The organism is Erwinia tracheiphila (assembly GCF_021365465.1).
Taxonomy (GTDB): Bacteria; Pseudomonadota; Gammaproteobacteria; order Enterobacterales; family Enterobacteriaceae; genus Erwinia; species Erwinia tracheiphila.
On the sequence record NZ_CP089932.1, the window covers coordinates 358,244 to 374,713 of the forward strand.

The following is a 16,470-nucleotide window of genomic DNA, read 5'->3' on the forward strand; positions in this document are numbered from 1 at the left end:
CCTTACCAGGGGCGCCCCGGTATCACTATCAGTCATAAAGCCAGCGTCCTGCTTTGGCGGACTCTGCGAACATAGTAACTGTAAGTGGTTTCTTGATTTGTTTAACCGGTTCTTTCGTGAACCAGCTACGGAAAAACCAGGGGATCGACCAGGGATAATAGTTCTCAATGTTTAGCGCGGATACGTCGACGTTATACTTATCTGAGTATTTATTGATGGTTTCTGCCAGGTCTTCGACTTCCGCGTATTCCTGTAGAGTGTCGTCCTTATTAAGCGGGATTTTCTTTAATGACAGTGTCGTCACCAGGGGTAATTCTTTCCTGAAAAAATCAAGGACATCATTATCCGTCACCATAATTTATCATCCCCTCTGGCTATCCGGTTGTAGTTCACTGTGGCATGGAATGCTATTGCAGCCACGTCGGAGGATGCGATAACCCACCCAACAACAGGAACGGCGCGACCGACAAAAGCGCCAAGATTATTTACAAACTTAGGCCGAAGTGTTCTGAGGCTCGCATTCGTGAATGTGGGTAGGCGAAATGGCAGTTCAATGTTGAGATAACGGCGAGCTGCTTCTGATGCAATGGAAGTTCCCTTGGTCGCTCCGGCGAACTTACCCCGTGTTGGGCGGGTGGGTTGCCCCAGAATAATGCTTGCTGCGGCCACAATGTCACTTACGCCAAGCTGCTCGTCTACCGCATCGAGGAAAACCCAGAAGAATAATTCTCCCGCCGAAAGATTGCACACGCCTTTATAGAAATAAGTGTTGTTGAGCTCTTCAACTGTGTCCATCGTTTTCATCCCTGTTCTGTATACATTCAGGACAATCTAGGACAAACATGCAGATGATTACAAGCTCAGTTTTTTAACTTCATGTCAATTAAACCCGCGTTAAATTTGTCATGCAGTGACTTCGGGTACAGTTCTGTGTAAACCTGCCACAGAACGTTTAACGATCTATGGCCGGTAACCTGGGCCACTTCTTCTATGCTGAATCCCGCTTCAAACAGGCGGCTGGCTCCTTCGCGGCGCAGATCGTGGTAACGCAAGTCTTCAATGCCCAAGGCATTCCTGACTCGTTGAAAACCCGCCGTTACGGAGCGGGAGTTATAGGGGAAAATTAACTCGCTGGTTTTGGGCTGGCGCTGCACGATGTGCCAGGCTTCTCCCAACAGTGGGACCAGCATGTGATTGCCTGATTTTTTGCGCGGATCTTTTCTGTCTCTGACCAGTACGGCCTTTTGCCTTTCGTCCACGTCCTCCCAGCGAATTTTGCACACTTCGCCCACCCTCATACAGCTCAGGATTGAAAAGTTCAGGATATCAACGAAGGGTATTTTTGCCGCGACATGATCGCTCCTGGCTTCCAGCCCTGTCAGCAATCTGTCTAACTCGTCGCTTACCGGGCGGCGGCTGCGCCTTCTGGATTTGCCGATCAGCCCCATCCGGAGCAATAACGGTCTTGCATCTGTTGCGGGGTTAGTTGTGTAGTCGATACCGTAGACGGGCTTGGCGGCCGCGATAACTGAAGAGAGGTAACTCACATCGTGGTTAACTGTGGAAGGGCCCGCACCTGCGCCGTTTCGCTGGCGGCAGTGCTCAATAACGTGGCTGGTTGAGAGGTCTGTAAGTGGGATTCCGGCTATGTCGCAGTCCAGCAACATATCCAGTACATAACGTTTTGTGCGGCCAGCTTTGCCGCCGAGGTTGGGATCACTGATGTAGCGCTTAAGCAGGTCGCCCACCGTCATTTTGTTTAAATCGTTGGCGGTCGGCACCCCATTTGTTTCCAGTTCAGCAACCCTGCCAGCACCCCACGTTTTGGCATGAGCCTGTTTGCTGAATGTCCGGTTCTCCCTGTAGATGTATTTCCCGCCTTCTTTTACGCCCACTGTACAGCGGTAGCGCAAAGTCCCATCGGCGCGTTGACGTTTTTCTATGCTATAGTAGGCCATGCTTTTCCTTTACCTTCATTCAGCACCCCTGATTCATGGGGTGCTGTTGGGGGTGCTGATAAAGAAAAAATACGACATAAAGACAAAAAATGCACGAAAATAAAGAATCTTCCAACCTGCACCAAACCAGCGAAAACAGCGACACAGCGCCAAAATACAGCCCTTCACGATTCAGCGTTGCACCGATGATCGACTGGACTGACCGCCACTGTCGTTATTTTCATCGTCAGCTGACGCACCACGCACTGCTGTACACTGAAATGGTGACGACAGGTGCGATTATTCATGGCAAAGGGGACTATCTGGCCTGGAACCGAAAAGAGCAACCGGTTGCCCTGCAGCTGGGTGGCTTTGAGCCAGCGGCACTGGCCGAATGTGCGGCGCGGGCAGAGGCACGTGGATATAATGAAATTAACCTTAATGTTGGCTGCCCTTCTGACCGGGTACAGAACGGGCGTTTTGGTGCCTGCCTGATGGGCGAGGCCGCGTTGGTTGCTGACGGTATTAAAGCAATGCGTGAGAAAGTCACCATCCCTGTGACGGTGAAAACCCGCATAGGGATTGACGAACAGGACAGCTACGAATTTCTGTGTGACTTTATCCGTCAGGTTTCTGAAAAAGGCGGCTGTAAGACATTTATTATCCACGCACGTAAAGCCTGGCTTTCTGGCCTGAGTCCGAAAGAAAACCGCGAAATTCCCCCGCTGGATTACGCACGTGTTTATCAGCTGAAAAAAGATTTTCCGCATTTAACCATGTCAATCAACGGTGGCGTTAAGTCACTGGCGGAGGCCAGACTTCACTTACAGCATGTGGATGGCGTCATGATGGGCCGTGAGGCGTATCAAAACCCGAGCCTGCTGGCGAATGTCGACCGTGAGCTGTTTGGATGCACTTTGCCACCTGCGGATCCCGTCTCGGTGGTGCGTGCGATGTATCCTTACATCGAATATGAACTGGCACAGGGGACCCGGCTTGGTCACATCACGCGTCATATGCTGGGGCTGTTTCAGGGCATCCCCTGTGCCCGGCAGTGGCGACGCTATTTGAGCGAAAATGCCCATAAGCCGGGAGCGGGCATCGACACGCTGGAACAGGCGCTGGCTTTGGTTGCCGGCAAAATGCCTGCTGGCGCGTAGCTGATGGTGGCGAACTACGCAGGATTGCCATATTTTCACTATCCAATGGTGCTTAAGCACCCTCTGCATTGAAGTGACAGCATTTAAGAGGGGAAACGCTGTGGCAGGAAATTTCGGCACTTCGGGGTTTCCTGTCTCACATGTTAAGGGATTGATGCCCAGGCGCATGGACGCCCGGGTTAAGCTGACCCGCGAAAGCCTTTCCGTAGGAACTTGTCGTCTGGGTGATTGCCGGGTATCTGTAATAGCTGTCAGCCATAGCGCAAAATCGTAAACTTCTGTTTAAATACACTCTCTGTACCATTGATATCAAGCCTGTATTAACTGGCACAATTGACCTGATATCTCCTGTGGCTGATGGAAAAGATGATTAAATTAATGTATTGCGGGTATATTAGTTCGATGGGTGGCACTACCGCCACCCCAACTCTGCTTGCTTAATCGGAAATTAAATTTTTCCAGATTAATTTGTCAGGCAGTGTATTATATAAATCATTCTTTCTTCATCGTGCAATCCTGAAGAGTTTATTATTGCCCTGTCAATTTTGGGCGCAACGATAAAGTAAAGCATTTCCATATTGTTCTGGTATAAATGATGGTAAACTTGGTCGTGACGCAGACTTGCTGATCACGTATGCTTTGCGCTTTGGATGTAACATATGGCTAAAGTTGATGTCGTCTGCCCTCAGTGCAATGAAACTCATGCTGTACGATGTAACGGACATTCAGCATCCGGTGCCCAACGTTACATCTGCAAGCATTGTTCAAAGACCTTTCAGCTCAAATTTAGTTACTCCGGTGCCAAACCAGACACACACCAGACCATTGTTAATATGGTCATGAATGGTTACGGATGTCGCGATACCGCACGGGTTCTCGGTATCAGCCTCAATACGGTTCTGCGGCACTTAAAAAAATTTCGCCAAAGCAGGTAGCTGAGAATATCGACCCCGAAACGGAGGTTGTTATCTGCTGTGAAGCCGGTGAACAATGGTCTTACGTGCGGTGTAAAAGCAATCCCCGGTGGTTGTTCTATGCTTATGACCGTATCCGCAAACGTGCTCTGGCCCACGTCTTCGGCCCGAGAAATGCCCCGACCCTGCGACGATTGCTGGCCCTGTTAAGCAAATTTAACATTGCCTTTTATATGACAGATGCCTGGCTGGTTTATAAAGTTCTGTTAAGTGCAACAAGCCACGTGGTGAGCAAGAAATATACCCAACGGACAGAACGACATAATCTTAATCTTCGCACACATATCAAACGACTGACCCGCAGAACAATTTGCTTTTCGAAGTCAGGGGAAATGCACGATAAGATCATCGGTTGGTATCTTACTCTTCATCATTATCAATAAATCTGCGTCACGACCAATTTCCCTACCGCTACTGCGTATGAAATTATGCCAGGCAAAATTTAGAAGGTACAGGCGAGAAAATAAATTTTTTATTCTGATATCAGGAAATGGCATATATAACAAGCAGCTAGGAAGCAGTTTTAATCCGAACTTTTCCCTACGATGACGATTGTTTCAAACCGTGCGGGATTTTGACAGAACAGAATATGACAAAATCCCTTTCAGGCCACGCGGCCATTTAACCCTGTGTTAATTTTCGCAATTCATTAACACACGTTTTCTTTCGGTATTAACCTGGTATACACGCATCTCACCTTTATTTTGGGTAAAAGAAAATGTATGGCGCTGACGATAAGGGTTATCTTAGTTGGGCTTAAGCAGCGGTGACAAAATTTCGGGGTCTGAGCCTTCAGGAAGCTTGCATGGGTTCAGTGTCCACAGGGCGTCGTCTCGCGCTGAGAGCCGATATGCCGTTATATGAACGTAAATAGCCTTGTAATTTTTAGCAGGAGGCGTTGTGCCAGTTCTTCTGGTCGGGCGAGCAGGATAGATTAACCCGGCTGTGATTCAGAGTAATAATATTACACTATTAAGTGGTGAATATCATCACCACTGTTTCCTGAGCTTTTCCAATATCTCTACATATCATAAAGTTAGATTGTTTATCTTTCTGGCACGTATTTTGTAATACCTTTGTCACATCTGATAAAGGAGCACCCTGATGGAATTCCTGTTTGTTATGGTTTTTTTTGCGATGTTGTTACTGATGGGCATTACGCTGCCAGCCATCATCGCGGCGTTAATTGTGGCGACAGCACTCATGGTGGTGGGCGGCATGCTTACTTTTGTTATTAAAATATTTCCATATTTATTGTTAGCGGTAGTGTTGGTGGGAGTTTACCGTCACTATCAGAGGAAAAAGTCAAGGTGATAAAGTTAATAATTTATATTAATTTCAATAGGCAATAATAACTTTGCCTGCGTGGCATACTACCAGGTACACCTCGAAAAGTGTTCAGATAGCCTTTTAAATTAAACATATTTTTTACTTAGGAATTCTGCGATGATGCCTTCATTGAATTTATAAAGAATTCATAGCCGCTGACCCTACAAACAGCACCTACAACAAAAATAAAAAAGGGCTTCCTGCGGGAAGCCCTTTTTTATTTTATCCTCATGGAATCAACAAACTCGATCCCTGCGTTGCGCGGCTCTCCAGCGTTTTATGCGCCTGCTGCACGTCACTCAAGGCAAACTTCTGCTGTTCCGGCACATCAACCCGGATTGCCCCGCTGGCAATCAGTGAGAAAAGCGCATTGCTGGCGCTGATTAATGCATCGTGCGTGGTGATATAGCCGTTGAGTGAAGGACGTGTCACATACAGCGACCCCTTCTGATTGAGAATGCCCAGATTGACGCCGCTAACCGGGCCAGAAGCATTGCCAAAACTGACCATCAAACCACGGCGTTGCAGGCAGTCCAGTGATGCTTCCCAGGTTTCTTTGCCCACGGAGTCATAAACCACCCGCACTTTTTTACCCTGGGTCAGCTCACTCACGCGCTGGGCCACGTTTTCTTCGCGATAATTAATGGTAGCCCAGGCTCCTGCCTGCTTTGCCCGCTCTGCTTTTTCAGCGGAGCCGACCGTACCGATCAAATGTGCACCCAGGGCTTTGGCCCACTGGCAGGCAATCAGCCCCACACCGCCTGCGGCGGCCTGAAACAGAAAAATTTCCTCTGGCTGAACGACATAGGTCTGCTGGAATAGATAATAAACGGTCAACCCTTTCAGAAACGACGCTGCCGCCTGTTCAAAGGAAATCGCATCGGGGAGCAGTACCAGCTTATCACTGTGCACCGCATGATATTCGCTGTAGGCACCGGGCGCTGACTGGGCGTAGGCTACGCGATCGCCGACCTTGACCGCGGTTACGCCCTCACCGATGCTTTTCACCACGCCTGCCGCTTCTGTGCCTAATCCGCAAGGTAAGGTCGACGGATACAATCCGCTGCGCATATAGGTATCGATATAATTAATACCAATCGCCTTGTTTTCGACAATCACTTCTCCCGCGGCCGGTTCAGGGATTACTACATCAGTCACCTGCATGACTTCCGGGCCGCCGTGCTGGCTAATTTGAATTCGTTTTGCCATGGTCACTCCTGTTGATTGCATGTCATTGAGTAAGGACGTAAGGTGGCCAAACGGGTATACTTGCGCACCTTTCCCCTCAGATTTTTTGGTATCTCATCACTATGGCAGGAAATAAACCCTCCAACAAATCCGCTGAAAGTCGTGGGTTGGTTGACCGACAAATGGATGGACTGAAATTGCCGCCCCATTCTTTGGAAGCGGAGCAATCTGTGTTGGGCGGGCTGATGCTGGATAATGAACGCTGGGATAACGTCTCTGAACGCGTAGTGGCTCAGGATTTTTTTAGCCGCCCTCACAGAATAATTTTCAGTGAAATGCAGCGCCTGCTGGAGCAAAGCAAGCCTATTGACCTGATTACCCTTTCGGAATCAATGGAAACTAAAGGTGAACTAAGCATGGTGGGCGGCTTTGCCTATCTGGCTGAGTTATCTAAAAATACGCCAAGTGCAGCTAATATCGGTGCCTATGCAGACATTGTGCGTGAACGTGCGGTGGTGCGGGAAATGATCGCGGTTGCGAATGAGATCGCCGATGCGGGTTACGATCCGCAGGGCCGTACCAGTGAAGATCTGCTCGATCTGGCTGAATCACGGGTGTTTCAGATTGCTGAAAATCGCGCAAGCAAAGATGAAGGGCCGAAAAGCGTCGATCAGATCCTTGAAGCAACCATCTCGAGGATTGAATCGCTCTATCAGACGCCGCACGATGGCGTCACCGGGGTTGATACCGGCTATCAGGATCTGAATAAAAAGACCGCGGGTTTGCAGCGATCCGATCTGATCATCGTGGCCGCGCGTCCGTCGATGGGTAAAACCACCTTTGCAATGAATCTTTGTGAAAACGCAGCGATGCTGCAGGATAAACCGGTACTGATCTTTAGTCTGGAGATGCCCGGTGAGCAACTTATGATGCGTATGCTGGCTTCGCTGTCACGCGTTGATCAAACCCGCATTCGTACCGGCCAGCTCGATGATGAAGACTGGGCGAGGATCTCCAGCACCATGGGCATTTTGCTGGAAAAAAAGAATATGTTTATCGATGATTCTTCTGGTCTGACGCCGACGGAAGTGCGTTCCCGTGCGCGGCGAGTTTTCCGTGAGCATGGCGGTCTGAGCCTGATTATGATCGACTATCTGCAATTGATGCGGGTGCCCTCGCTATCCGATAACCGTACGCTGGAGATTGCAGAAATTTCTCGTTCTCTTAAGGCGCTGGCGAAAGAACTACAGGTGCCGGTAGTGGCGCTATCACAGCTTAACCGCTCCCTTGAGCAGCGAGCGGATAAACGTCCCGTCAACTCGGATTTGCGTGAATCCGGCTCTATCGAACAGGATGCTGACCTGATTATGTTTATCTATCGTGATGAGGTTTATCATGAAAACAGCGATTTGAAAGGCATTGCGGAAATTATCCTGGGTAAACAGCGTAACGGCCCTATCGGCACGGTGCGCCTGACATTTAACGGTCAGTGGTCGCGTTTCGATAATTATGCCGGGCCACAATATGACAATGAATAATTATTTTTATTCATTCTCTTTTTAAATATGCTCTTCCGAGGTCGTGACGCAGACTTGCTGATAACGTATGCTTTGCGCTTTGGATGTAACATATGGCTAAAGTTGATGTCGTCTGCCCTCAGTGCAATGAAACTCATGCTGTACGATGTAACGGACATTCAGCATCCGGTGCCCAACGTTACATCTGCAAGCATTGTTCAAAGACCTTTCAGCTCAATTTTAGCTACTCTGGTGCCAAACCAGACACACACCAGACCATTGTTAATATGGCCATGAATGGTTCCGGATGTCGCGATACCGCACGGGTCCCCGGTATCAGCCTCAATACGGTTCTGCGGCACGTAAAAAAATTTCGCCAAAGCAGGTAGCTGAGAATATCGACCCCGAAACGGAGGTTGTTATCTGCTGTGAAACCGATGAACAATGGTCTTACGTGCGGTGTAAAAGCAATCCCCGGTGGTTGTTCTATGCTTATGACCGTATCCGCAAACGTGCTCTGGCCCACGTCTTCGGCCCGAGAAATGCCCCGACCCTGCGACGATTGCTGGCCCTGTTAAGCAAATTTAACATTGCCTTTTATATGACAGATGCCTGGCCGGTTTATAAAGTTCTGTTAAGTGCAACAAGCCACGTGGTGAGCAAGAAATATACCCAACGGACAGAACGACATAATCTTAATCTTCGCACACATATCAAACGACTGACCCGCAGAACAATTTGCTTTTCGAAGTCAGAGGAAATGCACGATAAGATCATCGGTTGGTATCTTACTCTTCATCATTATCAATAAATCTGCGTCACCACCCTCTTCCGGCAGTAAATAACTGCTGGAAAGCGTCTGCAATAATATGGAATTTCATTACGTAAATACAGGTTAATAACAATAATAAAATCCGTGCTGGAGTCATTATTGTTATTTTTTTTTAATTTTTTATTTTTTTTAATTTCATCTTACTCCTCTTCCTGCGCAATATTTTCCTCGTTCTGATTCACAGGGTTTTTTACCGTGCCTTGAGGAAAACATCCTCATTGCATAAAGATAAATTCAACTGACGAGAGGTTTTTTTATGAATGGCGATGATGTTAAGCACGCTATATCGTCCGGGGTTCAGTCTGCCACTATTGCGCTGGAAATCTCTGCTGGCAGTCGTGTAACGCTCAGTGCGGTTCAGCCCTCCAGCTCCACTCACTATTCTCTACGCTATCACTGGCATGCCAGTTCAGGGGCGACGGTGAGCGCACCAAATGAAGTAGAAACGTCGATCCTGATGCCGGAAGTGACGACAGTGACAAGGGTGGATATCACACTCACCGTCACGAATGGCCGCGGTGATATCGCCCGGAGCTCCTGGCCTGTGTGCGTATTACCGGTGAATGGCGGCAGCGGAAATAACCAGCCTGACTATCCTTTGTGGAATCGTACCTCAACATACCCAGGGCAAAGTCGGGTCAGCCACAATGGCGGAAATTATCAGGCCAAATGGTGGATTGCTACGGGTGTTGAACCTGGATTGCCGAATACCACCGGGCCTGCTACAGGTAATTCCCTGCCCTGGATAAAAATTTGATTTGATAATATTAATCCGCAAATTAGTATCAATAATATATCTTTATAACGTTTCCTGTTATTGATATTGCGGAGAGGATTTATTTCTTCTCCCGATTTTCATTTATGAATGTCTATTCATGAGTAAAGTATTTTATATCAAGGTGAATATAATGAGTGATTTTCTTGAGGTTTATCGTAGCCTGCAATTCGATGGTTGTATTTATGCCAGGCTACATTCCACGTTGCCAGTTAGCGGTGTGATCTACTCCCTTTTTCGTGATGATGTCCTGGTCGTACAACAAAGTGTCCAGAGCGCTGATATATCCGTTAAATTTTCAGACCAGGTTGCAGGTATTTTTGAGCTGAAAGCAGAAATTATGGATAGCGGTGATCGGCCACGGACTTTTACCCGCAAGCTGAATATTCCGGCCCAGTCACGCCGATTAAAACAGGGGACGACCCTCCCTGAAACCAGCAAAATTAAAGATATCTCATCTGCCTGTGACAATATCAGCAATTATTTTCTTGAAATTCAGTTTCTGGAAGGTGGTCCGGCGCAGTTTTACAATGAGGACGACAGGCGGCTTCCATTGTTCTCGGCATTCAAAAAACAGCATTTAGCAGAAGTTGCCATTGCTAACCGAAATGCTATCACTGCTGTTTTTCCTGATAGTGATAGCCCTCGTCTTGTCAATTTATACCAGCTGATTGCCAGCGGCCACTTTGGCGAATTAAAGCTGATTGCTCATGAACTGGAAACACTGGACTACGTTGAAGCCTGCAGCCTGAATCCGGATACGCGCGATCTTCCTCCACCTGAACAGGCTGAAGAGATTGCAGCACCGCGCCTCACACAGGATGTTGCGCGCGTCGGTGCAGGCAGTAGTGTTGGCACACCTGATTTCACGCCCCGACAAACCTACCTTAATAGTGCACCTGGCCTGAATGTGCGCGAGGCATGGCTCTCGGGAGAAACTGGCCGTTTTGCCACCGTTCGCCTGCTTGATTTCGGTGTCTATCGCAATCATGAAGATTTGCAGGGCAATATCAATGTTGTCACCAGCCGCGATGAAAGCCAGGATTGCAATCATGGTACTGCTTCTGCAGGCTGCATTGTCGCTAAAAATAATGCGTTTGGCGTAACGGGCATCGCTCATGGCTGCCAGCTGCATTTTTATGACACGGGCAATCTTGACCTGATTGTGCGCGATGCCCAGCCGGGAGATATCGTGGGTCTTAATATTCAGGTGAATGTGGATGGACGTTTGCTGCCCTGGAGTTACTATAAAAATATTTGGGATCGAATCAATGTGTTGTCTCACCGGGGGGTCACGGTTGTGATGTCTGCCGGGAACGGCGGGAACGATCTCAGTCCTGATGCGGGTTTGATGCCGGACTATGGCGATAATGGTGTGTTGCTGTCTGGTGCGGTGTCCAGTACCACCGGGCGACGTCTTGCCTTCTCCAACTACAATAATGCCAATTCATCAATTTGTGCCTGGGGGCATAATGTTACAACGACGGGATATGACGGTTTACAAACGCTGCCCGGAAATAATCACAATTACACCGCCACATTTAACGGCACCTCCAGTGCTACGCCGCTGCTGACGGGCGCTCTGGCACTGATCCAGTCCTATGCCAAGCGCAAATATGGTGTGTACCTTGATTGTCTGGAAATGCGACAATTAATAGCGCGTACCGGGCGCTCACAAGGTGTTTCTGATGGCGTGGGGTACCAACCTGACATCATGAGAGCCTTTGCATGGCTTGATGAAACGCTTGGCGCTGATGAGGTGCAGGAGGGTGAACATATCCTGCCGGTTGCCCAGATGAGAATCACTGCGGTGGCGGGCAGCGAACTGGCCTTTACTGCTCTGCTACCCTCGGGCGTGGATCAAAATGGTATTCACTATCGCTGGCTGACAACGTCAAGGGAAACCTTGAGCACGCCGACTGAACAGCGGACTCTGGTGCGTTTCCCTGAGGTCACTCGTGAAACTCTTGGACAGATTTCGGTCAATATCAGCGGTGCTTTTCATGGCGGTGACGCCATTGGGCTGAAGATTGTGCCGACGTCAGATGCGTAAGATGAGCTGGCACAGGAAGGCCAGGATCAGGACAGCGCACCACGTTATCCTCTTTGGGTTACTCACAGGCCCTGCACGGGAGGAGAATGCGCCAGCTACAGGGCGGTCATTATCTGGCTAAATGGTGGTCGCAGGCGTCGAGCCGGTGCTGGAGAGTGCCACGGGTGCTGCCAGCGATGATGACAGGCCCAGGACGCGTATCTGGCCATCCAGACTGAGATATTCCCCACCCGGTAGGGGCTACCCTGCCGGGCTTATTGGTTGCAAACCTCACCACTCATCGGTTTAACCGCCGCTGTCAGACACGCATTCGACGGCATGCGCCCCTGTCCGCCAAATAGTGTTGGACAAGGTAGCAAAATCTGCGGTTATCTGTCCGACCAGATATTCTGATTTGCTGGCGGATAAATAATGACTCAGATCGACGATCACGATCTTAACATACTGACGCTGCTGGAGAGTAATGGCTGACTGACCGATCAGGAGTTAAGCGATTTTGTTGGGTTCTCCGCTTCGCAATGCTCGCGACGGCGCATTGCCCTTGAACAGGCCAGCCTTATTCTTGGCTATCACGCCAGGCTGTCACCTGATGCCGTTGGCCTGGGAATGATTGGTCTGATCGAAGTTCGCTTAATTAACCACACTGCCGATTATGTTGAGAGCTTTCACCGAATGGTAACGGAACAGCCCGCCATCGTTGACGCTTATTAAGACCACCGGCGATGCCGATTATTTGTTAAAAGTTGCTGTCGCCGATTTAACGGCGCTGAGTGCGCTGATCAGCCAGCTGGTAGCAGACCATCAAAGCGTTTTTCATGTTAAAACCTCAGTAGGGCTGGCGCGGCTGAAAGAAAACGGCGTGATGATTCCGGTCTGAACAAACTGGTCTGCACCTCACTGGTGCGATGTTGCGTCAGAGAGGTGCGTTTTATCCCTGTATGAACACCACCTCCTGTGGAGGTGGTGGCAATAAGCTGGCTCTGCCAGTCATGCTACTCATGGGAAAATCCGAATCTGTTATCCCCATAACTGCCAGGGATTTAACCATGAGCAGATTCCAGAAAGCATCTCATGTGCACTGGTGTTGTCAATATCATATCGTATGGACACCCAGGTACCGGTTTCGCATTCTCAGGAACAATGTTGGTAAAGAGGTCTGTAAGCCGATAAGGATCTCAGGTGAGCAGTCCGGGATAGAAGTAGTGGAGCTGAATGTCCAGACAGACCATGTCCATTTGCGGGTAAAAGTGCCTCCACGGCTTTCGATTTCCCATGTAACAGGCGACTTAAAGGGTAAAACAGCCCTTCGATTGTTCAGTAAATTTCCCTGCCTGCGTAAGAACAAGCAGTGGGGGAATGATTTTTGGGCAAGAAGTTATTGTGTCGATACCGTAGGTATAAACGAAGAAATGATAATAAAGTACGTGAAGTATCAGGAAAAACATGAAGTTGAAGAGAGCCAGCTTCCACTGAAAGAAGTGTGAAGGGAAGGCTCTCTGAGTCTGGACTTAGTGCGCCCCTGTGGGGCGAAATCAATGCCACCTGCTATGCAGGTGGTTTTTTACTGCGATATGCACATGATTTGTGAGTGACAGTGGCTAATAGTGCAATAAATGGCTATTTATGGCGGATTGAATGCGTTTAATAATTATTAAAGCAACCGATTTTCAATGCCTTAACGTCATCGCCATGACTTTTTGCCAGAGGTGAGCCAGACTGGAGCGATTTTTGTGGAGATGTGCGTATCATTTCTCTGATAATCAACATTATGGACAACATCATACCTGCCCGAATTCCCCATACCCTGGTTGAAGACGCGCTGGCGATTAGTACTCGGCACGCTACTGGTCTCCTTTGGCGCTATGCTGCTGAAAAGCGCGGGAGGGATAACGGACAGCACGGCAGGCATTGCTTTTTTGCTGAGTTATCTGACTCACGTTTCTTTTGGCGGGGCGTTTTTTGCGGTTAACCTGCCATTTTACTGGCTTGCCGTTCGCCAGATGGGCCGGGTTTTCACCCTGAAAACATGCTGCTTTGTAGGTCTGGTTTCTTTGTTCAAACATTTACATCCATTTTTCATTCACCTCTCTGCACTGAATCTGTTTTATGACGTGCTGTTTGGTAACGTGATAATGGGAATTGGGTTTATAGTATTGCTTCGGTACAAAGCCAGCCCGGACGGTATCAATATTCTGGCGTTGTGGTTACAGCATCGCTACGGCATCCGTGCTGGAAAGTGACAGATGGGCATTGACAGCGGCGTGGTACTGGCCTCGCTGTTTGTGGTGCCGATGACGGCTGCGTCCATGGTTGGTGCCGTCATCCTTAACCTGATTATTGCCATGAGCCACCACCCTGGTCGTTATTTCGTCTGACTCCTGGACGTTGCGAGCAGCAGCGTCAGGACTTAATTATTTAATGGAGATGTTTACCGTGTTTCAAAACGTTGATGCCTATGCCGGCGATCCTATTCTTTCCCTGATGGAAACCTTCAGGCAGGATGAGAGGCCGCACAAGATAAATCTGAGCATCGGGCTATATTACGACGAACAGGGGCAAATTCCACAGTTGCAGGCGGTAGCCAGTGCAGGATCTCGCCTGAATGCACAGCCAGCCAGTGCCTCTCTGTATTTGCCAATGGAAGGGTTGTCACCTTACCGCAGTGCCATTGCGTCGCTGCTGTTTGGCCCGCAGCATCCCGTCCTGCAAGCCGGGCGAATTGCCACCGTCCAGACGTTGGGTGGTTCCGGGGCGCTGAAAGTGGGCGCTGACTTTCTGAAAGCGTATTTTCCTGACTCACAGGTCTGGGTAAGCGATCCCACCTGGGAAAACCATGTGGCGATCTTCTCGGGGTCGGGTTTCCAGGTAAACAGCTATCCGTGGTATGACCCAGGCAGCAATGGCGTGATGTTTGACCTGCTGCTGGCGAAACTGAACACGCTGCCGGCGAAGAGTATTGTGCTGTTGCACCCCTGCTGCCATAACCCAACCGGTGCCGATCTTAACCACAAGCAATGGGACAGGGTCATCGAGGTGCTGAAACAGCGGGAGCTGATCCCGTTCCTTGATATCGCCTATCAGGGCTTTGGTGCAGGTATGGACGACGATGCCTACGCTATTCGTGCCGTCACCTCAGCCGGGCTGCCCGCGCTGGTCAGTAACTCATTTTCGAAAATTTTCTCACTCTACGGTGAACGCGTTGGCGGCCTGTCGGTGGTGTGTGACAACACCGAAGAAGCTTCCCGCGTGTTGGGACAGCTGAAAGCGACCGTGCGCCGTAACTACTCCAGCCCGCCGAATTTTGGGGCGCAGATCGTTTCCTGCGTGTTAAACGATGCTGAACTGAAAGCAAACTGGCTGGCTGAAGTGGAAGGAATGCGTCTGCGTATTCTGGCGATGCGCCAGCAGCTGGTGGACGTACTGACTACCGCCGTGCCGGGGAAAAACTTCAACTATCTGCTCAGTCAGCGCGGCATGTTCAGCTACACCGGTCTGAGCGCGGCACAGGTGGAGCGGCTGCGTGAGGAGTTTGGTGTTTATCTGATCGTCAGTGGCCGCATGTGTATGGCCGGCCTGAACAGCAAAAATGTTCACCAGGTGGCGAAAGCTTTTGCCGCAGTGATGTAACGCCAGGCGTTTAACAGACGACTCCTTCGGGGGCCGTTTTTCGTTGTGGCAAGCCATGGTGCGATTTTCTTTAATTTCAGCACCTTATGCTGTGATATGCCGGATGACATCCATCATTTCAGATTATCAGACGGGTTATGTGCTGCATAACATCGCTTCTTTCTGGCGTTTGTTTCCAGAGTCGAGCCGTCTGAAAAGCACGCTAACTGTGAATCAACAGCGTGCAGCAAGTATTAAGGGTTTGCCTTTTCAGCTTTTACTCCACACTTAACAGGACTCATGGGCCTGAGGAGCAATACGATGTGGTATCAGCAAATCATGATGTTGACCCCGAAACCCCGCGGGTTCCATCTGGTGACAGATGAAATTACCGACGCGCGCGGCTGGAAGACGTACAGGTGGGCCTGCTGCATATGCTGTTGCTGCATACCTCCGCTTCGTTGACGCTAAATGAAAACTGCGATCCCAGCGTACGCCGCGATATGGAACAATACTTTTTGCGGCAGGTACCGGAAGATGCTCCCTGGGAACATGATTATGAAGGCGCCGATGATATGCCTGCCCATGTTAAATCTTCGTCCATTGGCGTATCTCTGACTCTGCCTGTCAGCCGGGGGCGTTTGCTGCCCGGCACATGGCAGGGTATCTGGCTGGACGAGCACCGCGTTCGCGGTGGGGCGCGGCGTATCGTTGCCACTTTGCAAGGGGAATAACATCACAATGAACGTATCGTAACTTCTCTCATATTGCATGGATAAACCGGGTGCTGAACAACGTGTCCACAGCGACTGGAAAGCCACGCAGATTAAAGTTAATGAAGTGCTGTTTGCGCAGGTGTTAGATCAACGGACGTCCAGTGGCGGCACTGAAAACCACGCCCGTGTTGGCTGAGTTATTGTGTGAGGAACATCACGATGCGCAGCCCAGCGAGCACCTCAACAAATCGCACTGGAGTACGGTGCTGTTGAATGACTCGCTGAAGGATTCGCAAATTTACTATCTGGTGGATGCCTCCTGGCAGCAGGCGCTGAACAGCAAAAGCGGTCATTAACGGCAGCCGTTTGTCGCCAGCGTTTCA

13 protein-coding genes and 4 pseudogenes are annotated in these 16,470 nt (G+C 49.6%); 13 read left to right on the forward strand and 4 right to left on the reverse strand.

Annotated features, from left to right (window positions below; translation table 11 throughout):
- Positions 1-28: 28 nt before the first annotated feature.
- The 3 genes from LU633_RS01785 to LU633_RS01795 all read right to left on the reverse strand — a co-directional run bounded on the left by LU633_RS01785 (position 29) and on the right by LU633_RS01795 (position 1,958).
- On the reverse strand, positions 29-355 hold the full coding sequence (locus LU633_RS01785) for a DUF1493 family protein (protein ID WP_016191793.1): 327 nt from the start codon (positions 353-355) through the stop codon (positions 29-31).
- A complete protein-coding gene (locus tag LU633_RS01790) occupies positions 349-795 on the reverse strand; it encodes an STM2901 family protein (protein WP_020323001.1) in 447 nt (148 codons plus the stop codon). Before LU633_RS01790 ends, LU633_RS01785 begins: the two co-directional genes overlap by 7 nt.
- A 65-nt stretch (positions 796-860) precedes the next feature.
- The gene (locus LU633_RS01795) at positions 861-1,958 is read right to left on the reverse strand and encodes a tyrosine-type recombinase/integrase (RefSeq protein ID WP_020323000.1); all 1,098 of its coding nucleotides are present in this window, start codon (positions 1,956-1,958) and stop codon (positions 861-863) included.
- 89 nt (positions 1,959-2,047) lie between these two features.
- On the opposite strand from LU633_RS01795, the gene dusA reads away from it, so the two are divergent.
- The 3 genes from dusA to pspG all read left to right on the forward strand — a co-directional run bounded on the left by dusA (position 2,048) and on the right by pspG (position 5,385).
- Positions 2,048-3,097, forward strand: a complete 1,050-nt coding sequence (dusA, locus tag LU633_RS01800; protein WP_020322999.1) for a tRNA dihydrouridine(20/20a) synthase DusA — start codon at positions 2,048-2,050, stop codon at positions 3,095-3,097.
- A gap of 659 nt (positions 3,098-3,756) precedes the next feature.
- A protein-coding gene (locus tag LU633_RS01805; protein WP_233481982.1) for an IS1 family transposase occupies positions 3,757-4,454 on the forward strand; the annotation gives its coding sequence in 2 pieces (ribosomal slippage) (positions 3,757-4,018 and positions 4,018-4,454; 699 coding nt in all).
- A 718-nt stretch (positions 4,455-5,172) separates the two neighbouring features.
- On the forward strand, positions 5,173-5,385 hold the full coding sequence (pspG, locus tag LU633_RS01810) for an envelope stress response protein PspG (RefSeq protein WP_040465462.1): 213 nt from the start codon (positions 5,173-5,175) through the stop codon (positions 5,383-5,385).
- Positions 5,386-5,628: 243 nt separating this feature from the next.
- Here the strand turns inward: pspG and LU633_RS01815 are convergent, their stop codons facing one another.
- Complete coding sequence (locus tag LU633_RS01815; protein WP_020322995.1) at positions 5,629-6,609, reverse strand: quinone oxidoreductase; 981 nt, start codon at positions 6,607-6,609, stop codon at positions 5,629-5,631.
- Positions 6,610-6,710: 101 nt separating this feature from the next.
- Here LU633_RS01815 and dnaB point away from each other — a divergent pair, with 101 nt between their 5' ends.
- From dnaB to LU633_RS01865, 10 genes and pseudogenes are all read left to right on the forward strand, one after another.
- Positions 6,711-8,126, forward strand: a complete 1,416-nt coding sequence (gene dnaB / locus LU633_RS01820) for a replicative DNA helicase (protein WP_020322994.1) — start codon at positions 6,711-6,713, stop codon at positions 8,124-8,126.
- 92 nt (positions 8,127-8,218) lie between these two features.
- Positions 8,219-8,916, forward strand: a protein-coding gene (locus LU633_RS01825; RefSeq protein ID WP_233481983.1) for an IS1 family transposase whose coding sequence is annotated in 2 segments (ribosomal slippage) — positions 8,219-8,468 and positions 8,468-8,916 — 699 coding nt in all. Because the reading frame shifts where the segments join, the coding sequence is not laid out codon by codon here.
- A gap of 277 nt (positions 8,917-9,193) precedes the next feature.
- Entirely contained in the window at positions 9,194-9,694 is a 501-nt protein-coding gene (locus tag LU633_RS01830) for an exochitinase (protein ID WP_020322993.1), read from the forward strand.
- 151 nt (positions 9,695-9,845) lie between these two features.
- The gene (locus tag LU633_RS01835; RefSeq protein WP_020322992.1) at positions 9,846-11,765 is read left to right on the forward strand and encodes a S8 family serine peptidase; all 1,920 of its coding nucleotides are present in this window, start codon (positions 9,846-9,848) and stop codon (positions 11,763-11,765) included.
- Between the two features lie 471 nt (positions 11,766-12,236).
- Positions 12,237-12,642: pseudogene (locus LU633_RS01840) on the forward strand (Lrp/AsnC family transcriptional regulator).
- Positions 12,643-12,811: 169 nt separating this feature from the next.
- Complete coding sequence (gene tnpA, locus LU633_RS01845; protein ID WP_046372172.1) at positions 12,812-13,249, forward strand: IS200/IS605 family transposase; 438 nt, start codon at positions 12,812-12,814, stop codon at positions 13,247-13,249.
- 284 nt (positions 13,250-13,533) lie between these two features.
- Positions 13,534-14,140, forward strand: a pseudogene (locus LU633_RS01850) (YitT family protein).
- Positions 14,141-14,198: 58 nt separating this feature from the next.
- Complete coding sequence (locus LU633_RS01855) at positions 14,199-15,392, forward strand: amino acid aminotransferase (protein ID WP_020322990.1); 1,194 nt, start codon at positions 14,199-14,201, stop codon at positions 15,390-15,392.
- A 300-nt stretch (positions 15,393-15,692) separates the two neighbouring features.
- Positions 15,693-16,105, forward strand: a pseudogene (locus LU633_RS01860) (secondary thiamine-phosphate synthase enzyme YjbQ).
- A 37-nt stretch (positions 16,106-16,142) separates the two neighbouring features.
- A pseudogene (locus LU633_RS01865) lies at positions 16,143-16,443 on the forward strand (MmcQ/YjbR family DNA-binding protein).
- The last annotated feature ends 27 nt before the right edge of the window (positions 16,444-16,470 follow it).

Coding starts and splice junctions, on each gene's coding strand:
- LU633_RS01785 (WP_016191793.1), bottom strand. CDS start 355: ATGGTGACGGATAATGATGTCCTTGATTTTTTCAGGAAAGAATTACCC.
- LU633_RS01790 (WP_020323001.1), bottom strand. CDS start 795: ATGGACACAGTTGAAGAGCTCAACAACACTTATTTCTATAAAGGCGTG.
- LU633_RS01795 (WP_020323000.1), bottom strand. CDS start 1,958: ATGGCCTACTATAGCATAGAAAAACGTCAACGCGCCGATGGGACTTTG.
- dusA (WP_020322999.1), top strand. CDS start 2,048: ATGCACGAAAATAAAGAATCTTCCAACCTGCACCAAACCAGCGAAAAC.
- LU633_RS01815 (WP_020322995.1), bottom strand. CDS start 6,609: ATGGCAAAACGAATTCAAATTAGCCAGCACGGCGGCCCGGAAGTCATG.
- dnaB (WP_020322994.1), top strand. CDS start 6,711: ATGGCAGGAAATAAACCCTCCAACAAATCCGCTGAAAGTCGTGGGTTG.
- LU633_RS01830 (WP_020322993.1), top strand. CDS start 9,194: ATGAATGGCGATGATGTTAAGCACGCTATATCGTCCGGGGTTCAGTCT.
- LU633_RS01835 (WP_020322992.1), top strand. CDS start 9,846: ATGAGTGATTTTCTTGAGGTTTATCGTAGCCTGCAATTCGATGGTTGT.
- tnpA (WP_046372172.1), top strand. CDS start 12,812: ATGAGCAGATTCCAGAAAGCATCTCATGTGCACTGGTGTTGTCAATAT.